The following is a 20,011-nucleotide window of genomic DNA, read 5'->3' as shown; positions in this document are numbered from 1 at the left end:
GAGTCGGGCGGGAGAATCAATAGGCAAGACCGCTAGTGATCCAAATTGGTGCATCCTACCAAATCTTGTGTGCGTGGTTTGGGGATAGTGTGGACGACGCAGAAAGGGTCTTGCATGGGCGCGAAAGCGAAGTTCTCGCGACATTTGGTAGGCTAATTGCCCGCCGGTCAGACGAAGGGGCGAATGAGATGGAAGATCAGCGCCGACAAGACGGCGGTTGCCGGCACCGTGATAATCCAGGCAGCCGCGATCGTCGTTACATGTGCGCGGCGAACGAGGCGTCGCTGGCGGGTGACTTCCGGGGAGGGCTGGCTATCTGTATCGTCTGATTCCAACGCCTCATCGGTTGAATTCTCGTTTATCGCCCCGCCTTGGCTGCGCTGCATGGCGAGATAACGTCGCCGGCGAGAAGATCGCGCGGTCCACAACTCCCGAAAGAAGCCGACGCCGAACACCGCGCCCACCGCGATATGGGTCGAAGAAACCGGCAGGCCGAACCAGGACGCGAAAATGACAGTGATGGCGGCGGAGAGCGCCACGCAATAGGCCCGCATCGGATTAAGCTTGGTGATCTGGCTGCCGACGAGGCGAATCAGCTTCGGCCCGAACAGCAGTAGGCCAAGCGAAATGCCGGCAGCGCCGATCAGCATGACCCACAAGGGAATGCCGACTTTCGCCGACACAGTGTCGGCGCTGGTCGCGCTGACAATCGCGGCAAGAGGGCCGACTGCATTGGCCACATCGTTAGCGCCATGCGCGAAGGAGAGGAGGGCCGCAGAAATGATCAGCGGAATGCGGAACAGCTTGCGGATCGACTGGTTGCGGTTTTCCATCCCCTCCGACTGCGAACGGATCAGCGGATGGAAGATCGCCCAGCTCAGCGCAAAGCTCGTCGCCCCGATCATCCAGATGGTCGCGCCATCGACCTTAATGATCTTTTTCAGGCCTTTCATCGTCAGATAGGCAGCAAAGGCCCCGAACATCACGGCGATGAAGATCGGCACCCAGCGTCGCGCCGCCGCGATCTTGTCCTTCCGATAGATGACCAGCGATTTGACCAGGTAAAGAAAGAAGGCTGCGATAACGCCGCCCAGCAGCGGTGAAATCACCCAGCTCGCCGCGATAGCACCCATGATGCCCCAGTCGACCGTCGCGAAACCGGCTGCCGCGATGCCCCCGCCCATGACACCGCCCACAATGGAGTGCGTGGTCGATGCGGGCGCGTTAATGGCGGTGGCCAGATTGACCCATAGACCGGCTGCGACAAGCGCCGCCATCATCGCGGCGATGAACGTGTGAGTCTCGGCAAGGCCGGCGGGATCGACGATCCCTTTGGAGATGGTGCTGACAACGTCGCCGCCGGCGATCAGCGCACCTGCGCTTTCGCAGATAGCGGCGATAATCAGTGCACCGCCCATCGTCATCGCCTTGGCGCCCACGGCTGGGCCGACATTATTGGCGACGTCATTGGCGCCAATATTCATCGCCATATAAGCGCCGATTGCCGCCGCGGCGACGATGGTGATCATGGCCGGTGAACCGGAAAGTCCAATAGAGACGAAGGCGATGACCAGCACCATGAAGAGGAAGGCGATCCCCACACCGACCATCGGCCGGTTCAGGGCGCTGGTCGCAGCTTCGATCTCGCCGACGCGAGAGAGATCCTTGTCGAGCGTTTCCTTACGGAATGTGTCGGCCATCTGCTCGCCTCCCTAGTGCCTAGCCTCTGAGGCCTACGGCAGGTTGCGATGGGATGACAACAGGCAGCGGCCTATAGGCCTTCTCAATCCAAGAGTTTCTCTGGCGCGGATAGAAAAAGCGCAGCGAGTTGAGATTCGTCGACGGCCTCGGACGCCTCATTTGGAGACATCCACATCGAATCACGCGCTCCTGCCTCTGGAAATTCGTCTTCCATTGCTTCGACCGAAAGTGCATGGACAACAATGCGAAGGCGCATGGTGGCGCCATTGCCGAGGTATTTGCGCCCGTCATAGACGCCGATCGGTTCCTTGCCGACCTGGCCGACCACACCGGACTCTTCGAAGGCTTCGCGTTGCGCGGCCTCGGCCGTGCTTTCTCCCTTTTCGATGCCGCCTTTGGGCAAGATCCAGCGTTTCGTACGATTGCTCGTGATCAGCAGAAACTGAAATTCGCCGTCGACAAGGCGGTAAGGCAATGCTGCCGCCTGTAATCTCGGCGGGGGAGCGCCTAGAAGCGTGGCGACATGCCCCAGCGCACTGTCGAGAAAACGGCGAAATCTCATTGCCTTAATCGAAGTCTGCGCCTGCTATGGGCTGCGCATAGGTAACGTCCAGATCCCAGGGGAAATAGATCCATGTGTCCTGGCTGACTTCGGTGATGTAGGTGTCGACGAGAGGTCGCCCTGCGGGCTTGGCATAGACGGTGGCGAAGTGAGCCTTGGGGAGCATTTCGCGAACGAACGATGCCGTCCGGCCCGTATCGGTCAACTCGTCCACAATAAGCACATCGCGCCCCCCATCTTCCTTGATGGCGTCGTCGATCTCCTTGAGAAGCCGGAGTTGGCTCTGCTCAGTCCCGATCTCGCCGGTGTACGACACAACGCAAACGGTCTCGATCGTGCGGATATTCAATTCACGCGAAACGATAGCCGCCGGCACCAGGCCGCCGCGGGTGATGCAGACAAGCGCACGGAACGGCTGCTCACGCGACGACAGGCGCCACGCAAGAGCGCGGGCGTCACGATGGAACTGATCCCACGATACGGGAAAGGCTTTGTCTGGAAGTGTCATGAAAGGCAGGTCTCCTTACAGGCGCCGGCCAAATTATTTCGCGAAGGCGAGAGCGGCAAGTGTTTCAACGGCGCTATCGCCGGTAAAGTGAAAAGTCACCCCCTCATTCGACTCCGGCGAGGTTTTCCAGCATCGAGCGCACATCGGCCATAGCCGCGTCGACATTTCCCTGATCGCGCCCGCGAATGACGATTTCAGCGACGTAGCGTTTGCCGTCATGACGTGGGTAGGAGCCGATGGAGACCTCTGGATGGTTCTCGGCAACACCGGCGAGCGCATCGCCGAAGGTGCCTTCGCCGAAATCGGCTGCGATCGTCTTGATCGTCAGAGGCTGCGCGGTTTTCAGCGTAGGCAGCACGGCATCGAGCATGGCTTCGAAAACCGACGGGACGCCCGCCATGACGTGGACGTTGTCGACAATGAAGCCCGGCGCGGCGGAAACACGGTTTTCTATGAGCCCAGCGCCCTCCGGCATGCGTGTCATCCGGCGACGCGCCGGGGTAAAAGGCAGTTCCCGTCTAGCATAATAGGCTTCCAAAATATCGATGGCGCGCGGATCTTCGATCAGCGGTCTTTCGAACGCCCTTGCGATGGCATCGGCTGTTATGTCGTCATGGGTCGGCCCAATACCGCCGCTTGTAAAAATGTAGGTATGAAGCCTGCGTAGATGGTCGACGGCTTCGACAATTTTCGATGTTTCATCGGGCACCACCCGAATTTCACGTAGCGCGATTCCAACCGCATCGAGCCGTTCGGCCAGGTGGCCGGCATTACGATCCTTCGTTCGACCGGAGAGAATCTCGTCGCCGATGACGATCATTGCGGCTGTGGGCTGTGAGGGCTGATCTGTCATAAGTGTCCGCGTCGATGCAGGATGAGGTGGATGCCGTGCAGCTCCGCTGCCCGCAACGATGGTGCCCCCTGCCGGACTCGAACCGGCACGACCGAGGTCGAGGGATTTTAAGTCCCTTGCGTCTACCAATTCCGCCAAGGGGGCGCCCGTTTGCGGCGCGGACGGTATATCGCCATTGGCCGCTTCGCAACTGCTCCGCTGAGGCTTTGACTGCTTCCATCCATTTGATAGCGGTCCGGATTTCAGATTATAAACAGAGGAGTATCGAGGGGCGGGATGACAATGAACAAAGTGCTGAAGCATGAGCGCGGCAGGGGACGTCGCGCTGAATCGGTGGCGGACATTCCGTGGAAGGGATGGAAAGATATTTTCGTCCGTACCTATCAATCGATAAGCTCGGATCGTGTCCTGCTGGTCGCCGGGGGAGGCACGTTTTACGTGCTGCTGGCTCTCGTACCGTCGCTGTCCGTGCTGATCAGCACATATGGGCTGCTTTTCGATCCCGCCTCCCTTTCCGATCATCTTACACTGATGTCGCGCTTCATGCCTTCCGCAGCAATCGATCTGATTCACGATCAGTTGCAGCGACTGACCACCCAGGATGACGCCACGCTGTCCTTCGCCTTTCTGTTATCGCTCGGCCTTGCGATATGGAGCGCCAATTCCGGGATGAAGGGGCTCTTCGAGGCGATGAATGTCGCCTATGACGAAACGGAAAAACGCGGGTTCTTTCGGCTTAATGCGATTGCGCTTCTCTTCACGCTCGGCGCGGTTATCGGGATCGTCTGCATGATCGGTGTCGTGGTCGTGACGCCCATCGTGCTCGAATTCCTTCATCTCGGCGGGTTCGACCCGCTGATCCGTATTGCCGGTTTCTTTTTTCTGGCCGTGATGGTCACGCTGGGTCTGATGCTTCTCTATCGATACGGCCCGAGCCGCAAAAACGCCGAATGGCAGTGGCTGCCGGTCGGCGCAGTGGCTGCGGTTGTTCTCGTCATGGCCGTTTCGGTGGCGTTTTCCTTCTATGTTTCCAACTTTGCCGATTACAACGCGACTTATGGCTCCCTCGGCGCGGTGATCGGGTTCATGACTCTGATATGGCTGACGCTCACCATCATCATGCTGGGGGCCGAGCTCAATGCGGAGATCGAGCATCAGACGGCAACCGACACGACAGTGCCGCCTGAAAAACCCATGGGCGAACGTGGCGCATTCGTTGCCGATCACCTCGGTGAATCGACTGCCAGCCAGTCCTGATGCGGAAGACGGCCTAGCGACGCCAGAAAATCGGCATCAGTAGCATGAGAACCGTCGCAATCTCCAGTCGGCCGAGAAACATGCCGACCATCAGGATGGACAGGGAAATATCATTCAGCGATTGGAAGTTGCCCGCCGGTCCAATCAGCGTGCCGAGGCCGGGGCCGACATTTGAGATGGCCGTGAGAGCGCCCGTCAGGGATGTCATGATATCAAGGCCGCTTGCCGCCAGGGCCACGGAAAGCAAGACCCATATGCAGACGTAAGAGGCGACGAATAGGGCCACGCTCTTTTCCATATCGCCGGTCACCACCCGCTCGCCGTAGCGGATCGGCGACACAATTCTCTGAAAGAGCAATTGCTTCAAATTGTTGGTGAAAGCCTGCCAGAGAATGACAAAGCGGTAGGTCTTGATGCCACCGGCGGTGGAGCCGGAGCACCCACCCAGCCACATGGCTGTGAATGCCAAAAGAAGTCCCAACGGGCCCCATCCGCTATAATCCTCGGTCGCATAACCCGTTGTCGTCACGATGGAGACAAAGGTGAAGGCGCTGTGGGTAAACGCGTCGAAGGGTTCATACTGGTCGGTCACGATCAGCCAGATGCTGCAGACGCTTATCAGACCAAGCAGGATGAGAAGATAGGTTTCGATCTGCGGATCGTGGAAGGCGTCGGTCTGTCGGCGGAAGGCGACGACCGCCAGGATCGTGAACGGCAGACCTGCCAAAGCCATGAATATCGTGGCGGTCCAGATCAGCCACGGGCTGCTAAAAAAGCCGAAGGATGCGTCGTGGGTGGAGAAGCCGCCGGTCGCCATCGTGGTCAATGCGTGATTGACCGCGTCGAACGGGCTCATCCCGCCAATCAGGTAACAGAAACCACAGAGAAATGTGAGGCCGAGATAGACGCTGACCAGCGCGATGGAAAAGGTTGAGAAGCGGGCGAATGGCCTATCCTCGATGTCCGAACTCTCGATCCGGAAATAGGAAAACCCGCCGAGACGTAGGTAAGGCAGGATGAAGAGGCCAAGAGCGATCACGCCGATGCCGCCGATCCACTGAAGCAGCGAGCGCCAAAGCAATAAACCGGGCGGCAACTCATCGAGGCCGGAAATCACGGTCGAGCCAGTGGTCGTTACTGCGGACACGCTTTCGAACAGCGCGTGGATGAAATCGATTGGAAGAGACGAGAAATAGAGAGGCATTGCGCCGGCGACGCTCAAGGTCAGCCAGAGAATGTTGACCACGAGAAAAGCCAGCCGAACGGAGGGGCGAGGGGCCGGCCCACGCGTGGAGAGAATCACGGCCAGAGCGATTCCCGCCACGATGAATGAGGTCATCGCGAAAACCCGCCAGTCCGGATTACCGACATAGAGGTCGGCTGCGCCGGGGCAGAGCATGGCAATCGCCAGATAGAGCGCGAAATGCGCTGCGATATGCAGCGCGGTCCGAAAAAGTTCGAGGTTCAATTCAGCATTCGTCCCATTGCGGCGGAGACGATCAGGACTGTGGAACCCCGAACAGGTGTCTCCAAAGCGTTTTTAGTGCGTCGTTACGCAGCTGAACAGGGACCAAACCGGTTTGCGGGCTCTTATTTTTGGGCTGGACAATCAGGCCGTACGCCTTATCGGCGCCAGAAGAGCGGGGTGAAGAGAACAAGAACCGTCAGGATCTCTAGGCGGCCGAGCAGCATGCCAAAGATCAGAACCAGAAGCGCGCCGTCGCCGAGAGGCTGGAAATTGCCCGCAGGCCCGATAATCGGTCCGAACGCAGGCCCAACATTCATGAGAGCCGTGAGGGAGCCGGAGAGAGCTGTTACCAGGTCGAGGCCCATTGCCGCGAGCGCCACGGCCAGCACGATCCATAGGACCAGCGATGTCGATACGAAAAGCAGCACCGCCGCTTGCATTTCCGTCGTGACCAGCCTGCCTCCATAGCGGATTGGCGTGACGATCTTCGGGAAAAGCAGACGTTGAAGGCCGGTCCGCAGAAGCTGCCACAAGATCAAGAATCGGTAGGGCTTGGTGCCGCCCGAGGTGGAACCGGAGCAACCGCCCAGCCAGGTCGCAGCGAAGAACGTTACCACTGCGAACGGGCCCCACGATGTGTAATCGTCGCTCGCATAACCGGTGGTCGTGATGATCGAAACGACATTGAAAGCAGCATGGGTGAGGGCGCGGAAGAACGACCAATCCTGGTAAAGGACCAGCCAGATCGTCATCGCCATCGCCGCGCCGGCGATGAGGCAGAGAAAGAGCGTGATCTGCGGATCGCGCGCCGCTTCGGTCTGTCCTCGAAAAGCAAACAGGACGAGGACCGTGAAGGGCAGGCCGCCGATAATCATGAATACGATCGCTGTCCACAACAGGACCGGATCGGCGGAGAAATGTCCGAAACTGGCGTCGTGGGTCGAAAAGCCAGCCGTCGCCAGCGTCGTCATGGAATGGTTGATGGCATCGAAAACGCTCATGCCGCCCATGACATAGAAGAGCGCGCAAAGCGCCGTCAGCGCCGTGTAGATCAGAAGAATCGAGACCGAGAAGGTAGAGAAGCGTGCGAAAGGCCGGTCCTCGATGTCCGAACTCTCGATGCGAAAAAAGCTGAACCCGCCGATATTGAGATAGGGCAGGATGAAAACGCCAAGCGCGATCACCCCTACGCCGCCCATCCATTGAAGGATCGAGCGCCAAAGCAGAAGGCCGGGCGGCAGATCGTCCAATCCGTCCAGTACGGTAGAGCCGGTTGTCGTGGCGCCTGAGACGCCCTCAAAAAGGGCTTCGATGAAAGTGATGTCGAGCGAGGACATATAAAGCGGCAGCGCGCCGACGAGGCTTAAGGTCAGCCAAAGCGCGTTGACCACCAGAAATGCGAGCCGCGAACTGGGAGGCGGCGGCGGGGCTTGGGTAGCAAAAATCGTGGCGAGAGCGAGCCCGGCGACACAAAAGGCGGAGATGGCGAAAATCTGCCAGTCCGGATTGCCGACATAGAGGTCGACCGCGGCCGGAATCAGCATCAGCATAGACAGATAGAGGGCGAAATAGGCGGCGATGAACAGCGTGGCGCGGACAATCGAGGTGGTCACGTTGGCACACTTCTCCCAAGGTGTCTTGCGACAGGCCTTTCAGGCTGCCATGACGAAGTCAGATCATCCGAGCTCTTAGAAAGCCTATAGAATACGATCACCGTTTTGTAGCCGATTAACCGTGGAGAAGCCCATTTTGCAACAACAGTCCGCTTTTGGCTCCCATGATCCGCTGAGCGCTTCGCGTGAGGCGCAGCATGCCCTGCGCGAATTGTTCGAGCCCACGCCCCTGCAGCAGAATGCGTATCTTTCAGAGCGCTACGGCGCCGATATCTGGCTGAAGCGCGAGGACCTTTCGCCAGTACGCTCCTACAAGCTGCGTGGCGCATTCAATTTCATGCGGAAATCGGTTCTGCAGCACGCAGGCGGCTTTGTCTGCGCGTCCGCCGGAAATCACGCGCAGGGATTCGCCTATGCCTGTCGCCATTTCGGCCGGAAGGGCACCGTCTTCATGCCCGTCACGACGCCGTCCCAGAAGATCGGCAAGACGAGGACCTTCGGCGGCGAATTCGTCCAGATCGAACTTATCGGCGATATTTTCGACCAGTGTTATAGCGCTGCGAAGAACTTCGCGGCGCATAACGATTCCTTGATGGTTCCGCCATTCGACCATCCCGATATCATCGAAGGACAAGGTTCGGTGATGACGGAGGTTCTCGATCAATTGCCCGAGGGCCGATCCTTTAATCGTCTCGTTCTGCCGGTCGGCGGTGGCGGGCTGGCGACAGGTGTTCTTGCGGTTGCCAAATCGGCGGGGATCGATCCGAAGGTCACCCTCTGCGAGCCTGCCGGAGCGGCCAGCCTGAAGGCAAGCCTCGAATCCGGGGTGCGCGTGAAATTGCCAAGGATCGACGGTTTTGTGGATGGTGCGGCCGTCGCGGAAATCGGCGAATTGCCATTCGCGGCTTTGCGTCACATCGACCCGGCCGAGGTTCTCGCCATACCTGAGAACAGGCTTTGCGGAACCATTATCGAAATGCTCAATATTGAGGGCGTGGTGCTTGAGCCAGCGGGCGCGCTGGCCATCGACGCGCTTGGCGATCTGGCGGGAGAAGACGGGAAAGGTCTTGTCGGTCAGACCGTGCTCTGCGTCACATCCGGGGGTAATTTCGACTTCGAACGTCTGCCGGAGGTCAAGGAGCGGGCGCTTCGTTTTGAAGGGCTGAAGAAATATTTCATTTTCCGTTTTCCGCAGCGGCCAGGCGCATTACGCGATTTTCTTCATCTTCTCGGTCCGAAAGATGACATTGTCCGCTTCGAATACCTGAAAAAGAGCGCACGCAATTTCGGATCTGTGGTCATTGGGATCGAGACCGACAATGCGTCGAACTTTCCAGCTTTGATCGAACGTTTCGACGAAGCCGGCTGGGAGTGGCAGGACATTACCGACAACGATTTGCTGGCCAATCTCCTGATTTGATTGTTCCGGCGACAGGCTAATCGTTGCCTGTTGTGTCTTACGCAGTCAGTTTGCCCGCCTTGGAGGTGGGATGGTCGATCTTATCGTTTTGGGCGCGGCCTATGTGCTGTCGCAATTTTACCGGTCCTTTTTGGCCGTTCTTGTGCCGGCACTGAAAAGTGATCTCGGCGCGAGCGACAGTGTGCTGTCTGTCGCGGCAGGCGCATTTTTCGTGGTGTTTGCCCTGTCGCAATTCGGCGTAGGTGTCGCGCTTGACAGATATGGCCCCAAACGGACGGCTTCGACCATTCTGCTTTTTGCAGGCGGCGGTGGCGCCATGCTCTTCGCGCTGGCGACCGAACCGTTCATGATCGTCATTGCCATGGGGCTTCTCGGTCTGGGTTGTTCGCCTGTGCTGATGGCGACGACGTTTCTATTCGCCCGACGATTCGATCCCGCCCGGCTGGCGCTTCTGATGAGCGTCTTCATCGGCATAGGCTCTGCCGGCAATGTCGTCGGAACGACGCCGCTCGCTCTTGCCGCCGAAGCCTATGGTTGGCGATATGTCGTCGGCGGACTGGGGATCGTCACTATCGCGACGGCCGGTCTGACTTTTCTTCTCGTTCGAGATCCGCCTCGACTGTCAGGCTCGGCCTCTTCGGACGGTATCGCCGGCACACTACGCCTTTTGAAGATCAGGGCGCTTTGGCCGGTGCTGCTGATGTCTGCCGTTGTCTACAGTCCCGCAGCCAATATTCGGGGCCTTTGGACCGGCCCCTATCTTGCAGAAGGCTTTGGGGCCGATGCTATCCTGATCGGCAATGTCACACTGGCCATGGCTATCGCCATGGTGATCGGCTCCGTCGCGTATGGACCGATGGACACACTATTTCGCACACGCAAATGGGTCGTGCTCGGTGGGAATCTGCCCGTCCTTGCGGCGCTGGCCTTCCTTGGGCTTTGGGTGGATATTTCGATAATGAGCGCGGCGATGTTGTTTTTCACGATCGGTCTGTTCGGCGCCGCATATGGTGTCGTCATGGCGCATGGACGCGCCTTCGTGCCAGAGGAGCTCACGGGCCGTGGCGTGACGCTGATCAATTTCTTTTCGATTGGCGGCGCCGGCCTACTTCAGTGGTTGAGCGGCGGCATCGCTGCAACAGTCCCATCCGATAGCCGCTACGAAGCCGTCTTCGTTTTTTACGCGATCGTTTTGGCGAGTGGGCTCTTTCTATATCTGTTCGCTCGGGACGCGCGCCCCCGCAGCTGAGTCAAATATCACGTTCGCTTGATAAGAAAGCGATTCCGCATCTGCCCGTAAATCGCTGGCGGAGAATCGAAAAGACCGCGTGCAATGTCAGGGTTATCTCCCTGTCGGCCATGAAGAGTATCAACCTTCGACGGCTTCGGTTTTGCCCGGCCCTTCATCACGATCCTGCCTGGCAAAGAAATGTTTCGGGGCGGGCAGTTTCCTATCTTTCCAGCCCATTATCCGGCGCATGACGGGGAAATAGACGCCATACGGAAAGAAATTGACGACCTTGAGAATCGTGGCGAGCGATTTGGGAAAGGTGACTTCGAAACTGCCATTTTCCAGGCCGTCCACCATCGCTTCGGCCGCTTCTTCCACTTTCATCAGGAATGGCATTTTGAAGTTGTTCTGCTCAGTCAGCGGGGTATCGATAAAGCCGGGATTGACGATCTGCACCCGGATATTGAGCTTGTCGAGATCGAATTTCAGTGCAGCAGCCATGTTGTTGAGCGCCGCCTTTGATGCGCCATAGGCGGATGCCATGGGCAGGCCGCCATAGGCCGAGACCGAGCCGACGATAGCGATCTGCCCCTTATTGCGATCCCGCATATGAAGAATGGCGGGAACCAAGCCGTGAAGAACGCCGAAGACGTTCACTTCATAAGTCTTCTTCATGTTCTCAAGGCTTGGGTCGCTGCCGACGACCGGCCAGTAATTGCCGGCAACGAAGACGGCCAAAGCGATGGGACCGTATTCTGAGACGACGCGCCGCATCAGATCATTCACGGCGTTTTCGTCGGTGACATCGCAGGTTTGCGGTATGATACGGCCAGCCAGGCCTTCCGCTTCATCGGCCAGACTTTGCAGTTTATCGGCGCTGCGGGCGACGCTTACGACAGTCCAGCCCTTGCGCGCCAAGACGAGGGCGGCCGCGCGGCCTATTCCGGATGAGGCTCCGGTCATGAAACATAGTCCGTCGTCCGGTCTGGCGCGATAAAGTGACATTGATGGGAACTCCGGCTGGCAGGCGTTTCGCATCAGAGAGATAGGGCTCTGCGCAATTGCGTGAACCGCCGGATGAAAAGACGTATTTTTGCGCCGATGGGCACTGCGGCGAAACGTCAGCGCTTGAACTCGCTTGATCGCAACCATACCCTCCGCCCACTATTCTTCAGACAAGAAAACCAATGGAAATTTCGATGGCCCGCTCCGTTCTCGACTGCATCGGCGAAACACCGCTTATCCGCCTCCACAAGGCGTCTGAGATGACCGGCTGTGAAATTCTCGGAAAGGCGGAATTTCTGAATCCGGGCCAGTCGGTCAAAGACCGGGCAGGGCTGTTCATCATTCGTGATGCCGAGGAAAAAGGTCTGATACAGCCCGGCGGTACGATTGTGGAAGGCACGGCAGGCAATACGGGTATCGGCCTGACGGTAGTTGCAAAAGCGCTCGGCTACCGGACAGTCATCGTGATCCCGGACACGCAGAGCCAGGAAAAGAAAGATGCGCTGCGGCTACTTGGCGCGGAATTGCTGGAAGTTCCGGCAGTGCCATACAAGAATCCGAACAATTACGTGAAGGTTTCGGGACGGCTGGCTGAAAAGCTGGCGCGCGAGTCAAACAAGGGCGCGGTCTGGGCCAACCAGTTCGACAATTTGGCCAATCGCGATGGCCATATTCGCACCACGGCGCAGGAAATATGGCGGCAGACGGATGGCAAGGTAGACGGTTTTGTCGCAGCCGTCGGTACGGGCGGAACGCTGGCCGGCACGGCCATCGGCTTGAAAGAGCATAACCCGCAGATCAAATCTGCGCTTGCCGATCCGGGCGGTGCGGCGCTCTACAGTTATTACACCGAGGGTGAACTGAAAAGTGAAGGCACATCGATCACAGAGGGGATCGGCCAGGGGCGCATTACCGCCAATCTGGACGGCTTCACGCCAGACTTCGCTTACCGGATACCGGACGAAGAAGCGCTACCTATCGTTTTCGATCTGGTTCAGGAAGAAGGGCTTTGCCTCGGTGGATCGTCGGGCATCAACATTGCGGGGGCTATCCGCCTCGCAAAGGACCTTGGTCCGGGACATACCATCGTGACCGTTCTATGCGACTATGGCACCCGCTATCAAAGCAAGCTTTTCAATCCGGAGTTCCTGCGTGAGAAGAACCTTCCCGTACCGGATTGGATGGAACAGGAACCCAAGATCGATATTCCGTTCGAGGCAGTCGATGGCTGAAACCACAGATCGCCTGTTTCTCGACAGTGCGTATCTTTCTACGGCCGAAGCCAAAGTCATCGGTCGTAATGCTGGCGGCCAACCCTGCGGCGGCAGTCAGGGGTCCGAAACGGTGGAAGTCAGACCGGTCCATAGTGGCAAGATCGAGAAGAAAGGCCGTGAAAACCGGCGTTTCCGTATCCGCTTCCGTGCCCTAGATCTTGCCTGACCGGCCATGAAGAAAGCGTTCGGATGAAACTTGAAGGTTCCTGCCATTGCGGCGCAGTGCGGTTTCGTTGCCAATCGTCTTCGCCGGTGCCCTACCAGCGCTGCTATTGCACGATCTGTCGAAAACAACAGGGCGGGGGCGGTTACGCGATCAATCTCGGCGCGGACGCTAATTCAATGGTTGTCGAAGGCGACGAGAACATCACCGTCTATCGTGCGACAATGGAGCATGGCACAAGCTCGGGCGAACGGAACTTTTGCAGCCGCTGCGGCTGCGCGCTCTGGCTGTTCGATCCATCATGGCCAGACCTGATTCACCCCTTCGCTTCCGCCATCGATACCGATTTACCCGAGCCGCCGACCATCACGTCTCTCATGCTGAATTATAAGGCGAACTGGGCGGAAGTGCATGATGGTCCGGGCGACAGGCATTTCGATGAATATCCCGACGAGTCGCTGGCCGAATGGCACGAGCGGCATGAATGGAAGGCGCCTTGATGACCGACTCACTACCAATGCCGATGGTTTCACCCGAGTGGGTCGAGGAACATCTGCGCGAGCCCGGCCTCTCGATCATCGACGCGTCCTGGTATCTGCCGGTGCAGGGGCGCGATGCCGAGCAGGAATACGAGCAAGCTCATATTCCTGGAGCTGTCTTTTTCGATCAGGATCTGGTGGTGGAGCCGGGGATTGACCTACCTCACGCCATGCCGTCGCCCGGTCATTTCGCTCAGCATCTTGGATCGATGGGCATTTCGGTTCATGACAATATCGTGGTGTATGACGGTCCGGGCTTTTTCTCCGCACCCCGCGTCTGGTGGATGCTTCGCGCCATGGGCGCCAAAACGGTTGCCATTCTGGCTGGCGGAATGGATGGCTGGAAAAATGCGGGCCGCGAAATAACGAGCGAGCCGACCAAGGTTGCGCCATGTCTGTTCGAAACGGAGTTCGACGAGAACGCCGTCGTGACGCTCGATGAGATGAAGACAATATCCGGATCGGGAGACGTGGTGGTGGTTGACGCCCGTCCGCACGGACGGTTTACCGGCGAGGAGCCGGAACCGCGCGAAGGTATGCGATCCGGCCACATTCCCGGATCACTGAATGTCCCATTCCTCGATCTCGCCGAGGACGGACGATTGAAGAATGCCCATGCGCTGAAGGCGCTGTTCGAAGATGTTGGAGTCCCTACGGATCGCCCACTCGTAACCAGTTGCGGATCGGGCGTGACGGCCGCGGCGCTGCTGCTCGCGCTGGAAGAAGCGGGCTATCGGAATATCCGGCTTTACGATGGCTCGTGGTCGGAATGGGGCGGCCGATCCGATACCGACGTCGAAACCGGTCCTGCGAGCAATTTGCAGAAGTGAGTGCAACCGCCGACAGGTCCGCTGGCGAATTGAGGGCCGTCTTCACCTGGCTCGAAAAGCGGCAGCCGCCCGGGCCGATGCCGCCAGCGCCGTTGACTGGCAGGTTGGCATTGATGCGCGCAACAGCCATACCGGTGGCCTACTATCGCTTCCTGCTCGATCAGGTCGGACACAATCATTACTGGGTCCAGCGAATGCGGCTGACCGATGCGGCGGTTCGCCAAATTCTTGATGCGGAAACGACGGATATTTCCGTTCTTTATCTGGACGGCGCGCCGGCTGGTTTTTTCGAGATCGACCGCAAGCGCGACGGCGTTGCTCATATCGTCCATTTCGGGCTGATCGAACACGCCCAAGGCCGGAACCTGTCGCCCTGGTTCTTCCATGCCGCGCTCAGCGCCGCATGGGAGGGGGCGACCGAGCGTGTCACGATTGGCACGACCTCACTCGATCATCCGGCTGCGCTGAGGCTTTACCAGCGCTTCGGGTTCGAGGTGACAGAGCGCTCCCAGGGCACCATCCGCCCACTGAGTGCTAAGGAGAGAGCGGAGAAACTGAATAGCGTTCACTCGCCAACACGTATCTAGACCGGTTTGCGCAGTATGATTTGCCGTACGTCGATGTTCTCTTCGCGAAAGCCGGCTTCGCAATAATACAGATAGAAAAGCCAGACCTTGCGAAACCGTTCGTCGAAACCGAGAGCCCGTATTTTCGGCCACACTTCTTCAAAACGCTCGCGCCAGAGGGCGAGTGTTCTGGCATAGTCCTGCGGAAAGCGGCGTTCGTTTTCGATGGTCAAACCAACCGTAGCAGCGAGATCGCGCAGATGGGTTGGCGTCGGCAGCATACCGCCTGGAAAAACGTAGCGCTGAATGAAATCGGGATAGCGCCTATAATCCTCAAATGCATGTTCGGCGATGGTGATGATCTGGAGGCCTGCCGTTCCGCCGGGCTTCAACGTTCGATTGAGCGTTTCGAAATACGTTGGCCACCAGCGTTCTCCAACAGCCTCGAACATTTCGATCGAAGCGATGTGGTCGTATTGGCCGATTTCGTGGCGATAGTCCCGAAACGCAATTTTCGCTTTGTCGGACAGTCCAGCGGTCGCCAGTCTTGCTTCGGCGTGGTCGTGTTGCTGCTGGCTTATGGTCAGGCCCGTGACATGGCAGCCTCGCCGGGCGGCGGTTTCGGCAAAGCCACCCCAACCGCATCCGATTTCCAGAATATGCTCGCCAGATTGCGCGCCCATATCGTCAAGCAGCGCGTTGTATTTCGCTGTTTGTGCTTGTTCCAGCGTCTCGCTGCCGGCCGACCAGAGCGCCGACGAATAGGTCATCGATGGATCGAGCCAGAGCCGGTAGAAGGAATTGCCTAGATCGTAGTGGGCCGCGATATTGCGCCGCGAACCCTTCGGCGTGTTGTCGTTAAGCCAGTGGCGGAATCTCTGGATGGCGTGGGAAAGCTTGCCGCTGGTGGTGGCGACCTCGCTCATGGTCTCGCTGTTGGCGACGAAAAGGCGCAGAAAGCAGACGACATCGGGGCTGTCCCAGTCGCCGTCGATCCAGCTTTCGGCAACACCGACGGTGCCGTCGACGAATGCCCGACGAGCAAGACGCCAATTGTAGAGGTGAAGCTCAGCATTCGGGCCAGGCTGCGCGCCTTCGATGAATATTTTGTGGCCGTCGGGGAGGGTGGCGCGTAGCGACCCGGCGCGCAGACGCGACAGGCTGGCAAGCGATTTTCGCGCCGTCAGCGGAATATCGCGGAGCGCCTTGGGCAGTTCCATACCGGGGCGCAGATGGATTTCGTGAATGGTCGTGTCGGTCATGCGGCATCGCGCTCCCTAAGTGGTCCGGTTGTCGATGGGGTATCGGTCTGAAAGGGCTCGGTAATCAGGGCGTGATCTTCCCGGCTCTGGTCGCCTGCGCCAAGAAATTTCACGCCTTTCATCCACAGTCGGAATGCTTCCCAATGAATGGCGGCATAGATTTTGAAGGGCAGAAACGGAATCGTGACGAGATAGCGTATCAGTGAAAGCGTCGTGACCTGCCGGGCGTGACCGCAGAACGTTGCGTCGAAGAGCGGTTCGCCATTCCGGGTTTCGTGAATACGCAGTTTGACTGTCTCGCCGGGCGGCATGACGCGGAACATATAGGTGAGATCCGGTCCGAGAAACGGTGAGACATGAAGGCGTTTGTCGGAGGTCTGGCGAATGCCGGCATCCGTCGCCTCGCCAGCAGCGACCGGTGCGAGATAGGCATGGCGGCCGCCAAATGTGTTCCGGACATCGTAGACGAGCATGATAGGCGCGTCGCTTTCATCGAGGGCGAACCAGACGCTGATCGGATTGAACACCCAGCCGAACATGCGGGGGTAACAGAGGAGGAGCCAACGTGAGGGTAGGGCGCCATCCGGACGTGTTTCCCGATACCAGTCATCGGCCTGGCGGCGAAGATGGGTAGCGCTGCCGCGCAAATGATCGCTCGAACGAAAGCTCAACAGTCCCGGCGATTCCACGCCCAGCAATGGAGACAAGCGATTTGCCTCGTCCAGCCGGTCGACGTCGATTAAAAGCGAATAAACGTTGTAGGTGAAGCGGTGTCCGACCGGCTGCAGCCGCTGGTGCATCACCGGACCGGCGTAAAGGGTCGCGGCGGCGTCAGGCGGCGAGCCGTTCGCCGTCATCGTGGAGGGTCGCCGGCGGCTCACTCCGCCGCCTCGCGCGGAACGGTCGTGGCCTGCGGATTGTCATCATTGCCGCCGGCCACCGCAAAGGGCTGCAACTGCGCAGGAAATGGCAGATCTGCGCCAAGCGCAGAGGCGACCCGGAGACCAGAGCGCAATCCATCCTCATGAAAACCGTAACCGGTCCACGCGCCCGCAAGCCAGATCCCTTCCTGACCCTGAATGGCGTCCAGCCGTTTTTGCGCGGCCATACCCCCCGCGTTGAATTGCGGATGATCATAGGTCCATTCGCCGTAGACTCTGGATGCGTCAGGCTCACGATCAGGGTTCAATGTCACGAACAATGGGATCGCCGGATCGATATTTTGCAGGCGATTCATCCAATAAGTAACCGTAACATCCTCTCTGCACTCATCATTAGAAGAACGGCGATAATTCCAGGCGGCCCAGGCGCGCCGACGCTTGGGCATGAAGGATGGATCAGAATGAAGGATCACGCGGTTCGGGCGATAGGCAATCGATGACAGAATAGCGCGTCGCGCCTCACTGCTGTCGGTTCCGAGCATTGCCAAAGACTGGTCGCTATGGCTCGCCAGAATTACGTGATCGAATTGCTTTTCGATGCGCGCGGTTTTGACGATTGGTCCATTGTCGGATGGTCTGACCGATAACACCTTCGCACCGAGTAACACTTTTCCTTCGCCAAGCAGCGGACCCAGCAGGCAGTCGAGATAATTGCGCGCACCGCCACTTACGGTCCGCCATTTCGGCCGATCCATCGTGTTCAGCCGGTGATTGTGGAAGAAGGATAAAAACGCATCGGCGGGAAAGTCCAGCATCTCATCGCGTGGCGTGGACCAGATCGCGGCGCTCATCGGGATCAGATAATTATCGCGAAATGCAGCGCTGAAGTCGTGGCGATCCAACCATCCGCCCAATGTCAGATTCGCCAGAGAAGATGAATTTCGGTCTGCGGCCGATAGTTCGTTGAACCGCTTCATCCCCCAAAGCATGCTCCAAAAGCGAGGACGGAGGACGTTGCGCTTCTGCGCGATGGCCTGACGCCAATCGTCCGAGCCGGCCCATTCCAGACGGCCATCATCGAGAGAGAGCGAAAAGCTCATTTCACTTTCTTCCGTCGCCACATCGAGGTGGTTCAAGAGTGCCGTGAAAAGGGGATAGGTCAGCGTGTTGAAGACGATAAATCCGGTATCGACAGAAACGGACCGGCCACCGATCCAGATATCGCGGGTGGCGGTATGCCCGCCCGGTCGATCGTCGGCCTCGAAAAGAGTGACGTCCGCCTTATCCCTCAGCGCCCATGCGCAGGACGCTCCGGATATTCCCGACCCGATGACCGCAATACGAGGCTTGCCGGAGACGCTATGACCGGCAGGCCGGAGAGCGGGATTTACAGAACTCATTACTCGCCTTTCATGGCCTTGAAAGCATCCAGCGCGCGCTCACGCGCAGCGCGATGGTCAACCATGGGACGAGGATAGTGGTCGCCGAGTTTCACACCCGCTTCAGAAAGAACGCTGTCGGGCGCTTCCCAGGGCGCATGAACATATTTGTCGGGCAGGGCCGCGATTTCCGGGACGAATCTTCTGACATACGCGCCGCCGGTATCGAACTTTCGCCCTTGGGTGACGGGAGCGAAGATGCGGAAGAATGGAGCGGCGTCCGCGCCCGAACCTGCGGTCCATTGCCAATTGAAGGCATTGTTGCCTGGGTCGGCATCGATCAGCGTATCCATGAACCACTCTTCGCCGCGTTTCCAGTGGATCATCAGATGCTTTGTCAGGAAGCTGGCGACGATCATGCGGACACGGTTATGCATCCACCCGGTCTGCCAGAGCTGGCGCATACCGGCATCGACAATGGGGTAGCCGGTCTCACCTTTCTGCCATGCAAGAAGCGCGGGGCTTTCGCGATCCGCGTTCCAAGGGAAGGCATCGAAGCGTTTGTCGATATTGTCCCACGCCATATCCGGTCTGTTGGCCAGCAGATGCCAGGCGAATTCGCGAAATACAATTTCGCGCTGGAATGTTGTGACGTCCCGCGCCGGTAATCGGGGAGCGGCGGCTTCGACGGCGCGCCAAACCTGCCGGGGACTGATTTCGCCGAAAGCGAGGTGGGGCGATAGCCTCGAGGTGCCAGACATTGCCGGGCGGTCGCGCCCTACCGCGTAATCTGCCAACGCATCGCTTACGAAATGTTCGAGCGCGGCTTGCGCACCTGCCTCACCCGGCTGCCAGAGCGGTTCAAAACCGGAAGCCCAGTTCGGGCTGTTCGGCAAAAAAGCGAAACTGGCAAGCTCTTCGCTATCCGGAGCCGCCGCAAAGCGAAGTGGCGTATCCTCCGTGACCGGCTCGATATCCTGGATGAGGGGGACAAGTTTTCGCGCAAATGGTGAGAACACGCTGTAATGGCGATCTGTCGATGTCCTGATCGCGGTCGGATCGTGGAGGAGAAATCCTTCGTGCCTTTCAAATGCAACATCGGCTGCGGCCAGCGCGTCGGCCAGTTCCTCGTCGGCCTCGTCTCCTCCCGGATCGTATCGCCGCGCCGCATGGACATGCTTGGCGCCGGTTTCCGCGACAAGTCCTTCGACGACGGAGACGAGGCGACCCGATCGCAGGATCAGTTCGCCCCCTTGTCTGGCAATCGCCGTGGACAGAGCGTCTAAGGAATGATGGAGCCACCATCGGCTCGCACCGCCTAATGGCCTGAAGGCCGGCCCACCCTCCGTTTCGTGAACGTAGACGCAGAGGATCGGAGCATCGCTGCGGCTGGCAGCAATAAGGGCCGGGTTGTCCCGAAGTCGCAGGTCGTTGCGAAAAAGAACGAGAACCGGAGTGTTTTGATCGGCTTCAGGCACGGCTTCCCCACGAATGACTGA

18 protein-coding genes, 1 tRNA gene and 1 pseudogene are annotated in these 20,011 nt (G+C 58.7%); 8 read left to right on the top strand and 12 right to left on the bottom strand.

Annotated elements, in window-relative coordinates; genetic code table 11:
* Positions 1-167 precede the first annotated feature (167 nt).
* The 5 genes from NIM86_RS08370 to NIM86_RS08350 form a co-directional block, all read right to left on the bottom strand.
* The gene (locus NIM86_RS08370; RefSeq protein WP_253381027.1) at positions 168-1,700 is read right to left on the bottom strand and encodes an inorganic phosphate transporter; all 1,533 of its coding nucleotides are present in this window, start codon (positions 1,698-1,700) and stop codon (positions 168-170) included.
* Positions 1,701-1,783: 83 nt separating this feature from the next.
* On the bottom strand, positions 1,784-2,263 hold the full coding sequence (locus tag NIM86_RS08365; RefSeq protein ID WP_253381025.1) for an NUDIX hydrolase: 480 nt from the start codon (positions 2,261-2,263) through the stop codon (positions 1,784-1,786).
* A gap of 4 nt (positions 2,264-2,267) precedes the next feature.
* Positions 2,268-2,771 (bottom strand): xanthine phosphoribosyltransferase, encoded by a 504-nt coding sequence (gene gpt, locus NIM86_RS08360; RefSeq protein WP_253381023.1) that lies wholly within the window; start codon positions 2,769-2,771, stop codon positions 2,268-2,270.
* Between the two features lie 103 nt (positions 2,772-2,874).
* On the bottom strand, positions 2,875-3,624 hold the full coding sequence (locus NIM86_RS08355) for a molybdopterin-binding protein (RefSeq protein WP_253381021.1): 750 nt from the start codon (positions 3,622-3,624) through the stop codon (positions 2,875-2,877).
* Positions 3,625-3,683: 59 nt separating this feature from the next.
* Positions 3,684-3,768, bottom strand: a tRNA-Leu gene (locus tag NIM86_RS08350).
* Positions 3,769-3,906: 138 nt separating this feature from the next.
* On the opposite strand from NIM86_RS08350, the gene NIM86_RS08345 reads away from it, so the two are divergent.
* Positions 3,907-4,881, top strand: coding sequence for a YihY/virulence factor BrkB family protein (locus tag NIM86_RS08345; protein WP_253381019.1), 975 nt, complete (start codon positions 3,907-3,909; stop codon positions 4,879-4,881).
* Between the two features lie 13 nt (positions 4,882-4,894).
* On the opposite strand, the gene NIM86_RS08340 is transcribed toward NIM86_RS08345, so the two are convergent.
* Together NIM86_RS08340 and NIM86_RS08335 are read right to left on the bottom strand one after the other, a co-directional pair.
* Positions 4,895-6,349 carry a TrkH family potassium uptake protein gene (locus NIM86_RS08340; RefSeq protein ID WP_253381017.1) on the bottom strand — a complete coding sequence of 485 codons (1,455 nt, stop codon included), beginning with the start codon at positions 6,347-6,349 and terminating at the stop codon, positions 4,895-4,897.
* A 155-nt stretch (positions 6,350-6,504) separates the two neighbouring features.
* Positions 6,505-7,962 (bottom strand): TrkH family potassium uptake protein, encoded by a 1,458-nt coding sequence (locus tag NIM86_RS08335; protein WP_253381016.1) that lies wholly within the window; start codon positions 7,960-7,962, stop codon positions 6,505-6,507.
* 172 nt (positions 7,963-8,134) lie between these two features.
* Here NIM86_RS08335 and ilvA point away from each other — a divergent pair, with 172 nt between their 5' ends.
* Both ilvA and NIM86_RS08325 read left to right on the top strand, forming a co-directional pair.
* A complete protein-coding gene (gene ilvA / locus NIM86_RS08330; protein ID WP_253381963.1) occupies positions 8,135-9,382 on the top strand; it encodes a threonine ammonia-lyase IlvA in 1,248 nt (415 codons plus the stop codon).
* A gap of 70 nt (positions 9,383-9,452) precedes the next feature.
* Entirely contained in the window at positions 9,453-10,631 is a 1,179-nt protein-coding gene (locus NIM86_RS08325) for an MFS transporter (protein WP_253381014.1), read from the top strand.
* A gap of 120 nt (positions 10,632-10,751) precedes the next feature.
* Here the strand turns inward: NIM86_RS08325 and NIM86_RS08320 are convergent, their stop codons facing one another.
* Positions 10,752-11,576, bottom strand: a complete 825-nt coding sequence (locus NIM86_RS08320) for an SDR family NAD(P)-dependent oxidoreductase (protein ID WP_253381012.1) — start codon at positions 11,574-11,576, stop codon at positions 10,752-10,754.
* A 236-nt stretch (positions 11,577-11,812) separates the two neighbouring features.
* Between NIM86_RS08320 and NIM86_RS08315 the strand changes: the two genes are divergently transcribed.
* The 5 genes and pseudogenes from NIM86_RS08315 (at position 11,813) to NIM86_RS08295 (ending at position 15,011) form a co-directional block, all read left to right on the top strand.
* Positions 11,813-12,850 carry a cysteine synthase A gene (locus NIM86_RS08315; RefSeq protein WP_253381961.1) on the top strand — a complete coding sequence of 346 codons (1,038 nt, stop codon included), beginning with the start codon at positions 11,813-11,815 and terminating at the stop codon, positions 12,848-12,850.
* Between the two features lie 58 nt (positions 12,851-12,908).
* A pseudogene (locus tag NIM86_RS08310) lies at positions 12,909-13,058 on the top strand (alanyl-tRNA editing protein); the annotation flags it as partial.
* Between the two features lie 23 nt (positions 13,059-13,081).
* Positions 13,082-13,555 (top strand): GFA family protein, encoded by a 474-nt coding sequence (locus NIM86_RS08305; protein WP_253381010.1) that lies wholly within the window; start codon positions 13,082-13,084, stop codon positions 13,553-13,555.
* Positions 13,555-14,424 (top strand): 3-mercaptopyruvate sulfurtransferase, encoded by an 870-nt coding sequence (gene sseA, locus NIM86_RS08300; protein WP_253381008.1) that lies wholly within the window; start codon positions 13,555-13,557, stop codon positions 14,422-14,424. The genes NIM86_RS08305 and sseA overlap by 1 nt, the downstream gene beginning before the upstream one ends.
* Positions 14,425-14,537: 113 nt before the next feature.
* Positions 14,538-15,011, top strand: a complete 474-nt coding sequence (locus tag NIM86_RS08295) for a GNAT family N-acetyltransferase (RefSeq protein WP_253381006.1) — start codon at positions 14,538-14,540, stop codon at positions 15,009-15,011.
* On the opposite strand, the gene NIM86_RS08290 is transcribed toward NIM86_RS08295, so the two are convergent.
* Genes NIM86_RS08290 through NIM86_RS08275 form a run of 4 tightly spaced genes read right to left on the bottom strand, consistent with a single transcriptional unit; the run spans position 15,008 to position 19,990 of the window.
* Positions 15,008-16,252, bottom strand: coding sequence for a cyclopropane-fatty-acyl-phospholipid synthase family protein (locus NIM86_RS08290; RefSeq protein ID WP_253381004.1), 1,245 nt, complete (start codon positions 16,250-16,252; stop codon positions 15,008-15,010). The genes NIM86_RS08295 and NIM86_RS08290 overlap by 4 nt on opposite strands.
* The gene (locus tag NIM86_RS08285; protein ID WP_253381002.1) at positions 16,249-17,133 is read right to left on the bottom strand and encodes a DUF1365 family protein; all 885 of its coding nucleotides are present in this window, start codon (positions 17,131-17,133) and stop codon (positions 16,249-16,251) included. Before NIM86_RS08285 ends, NIM86_RS08290 begins: the two co-directional genes overlap by 4 nt.
* Positions 17,130-18,533 (bottom strand): NAD(P)/FAD-dependent oxidoreductase, encoded by a 1,404-nt coding sequence (locus NIM86_RS08280; protein WP_253381000.1) that lies wholly within the window; start codon positions 18,531-18,533, stop codon positions 17,130-17,132. Before NIM86_RS08280 ends, NIM86_RS08285 begins: the two co-directional genes overlap by 4 nt.
* Entirely contained in the window at positions 18,533-19,990 is a 1,458-nt protein-coding gene (locus NIM86_RS08275; RefSeq protein WP_253380998.1) for an FAD-binding domain-containing protein, read from the bottom strand. The genes NIM86_RS08280 and NIM86_RS08275 overlap by 1 nt, the downstream gene beginning before the upstream one ends.
* Positions 19,991-20,011: the final 21 nt, after the last annotated feature.

Source organism: Notoacmeibacter sp. MSK16QG-6 (assembly GCF_024158145.1).
GTDB lineage: Bacteria > Pseudomonadota > Alphaproteobacteria > Rhizobiales > Rhizobiaceae > Notoacmeibacter.
This window is presented reverse-complemented; position numbering and strand designations above follow the sequence as displayed.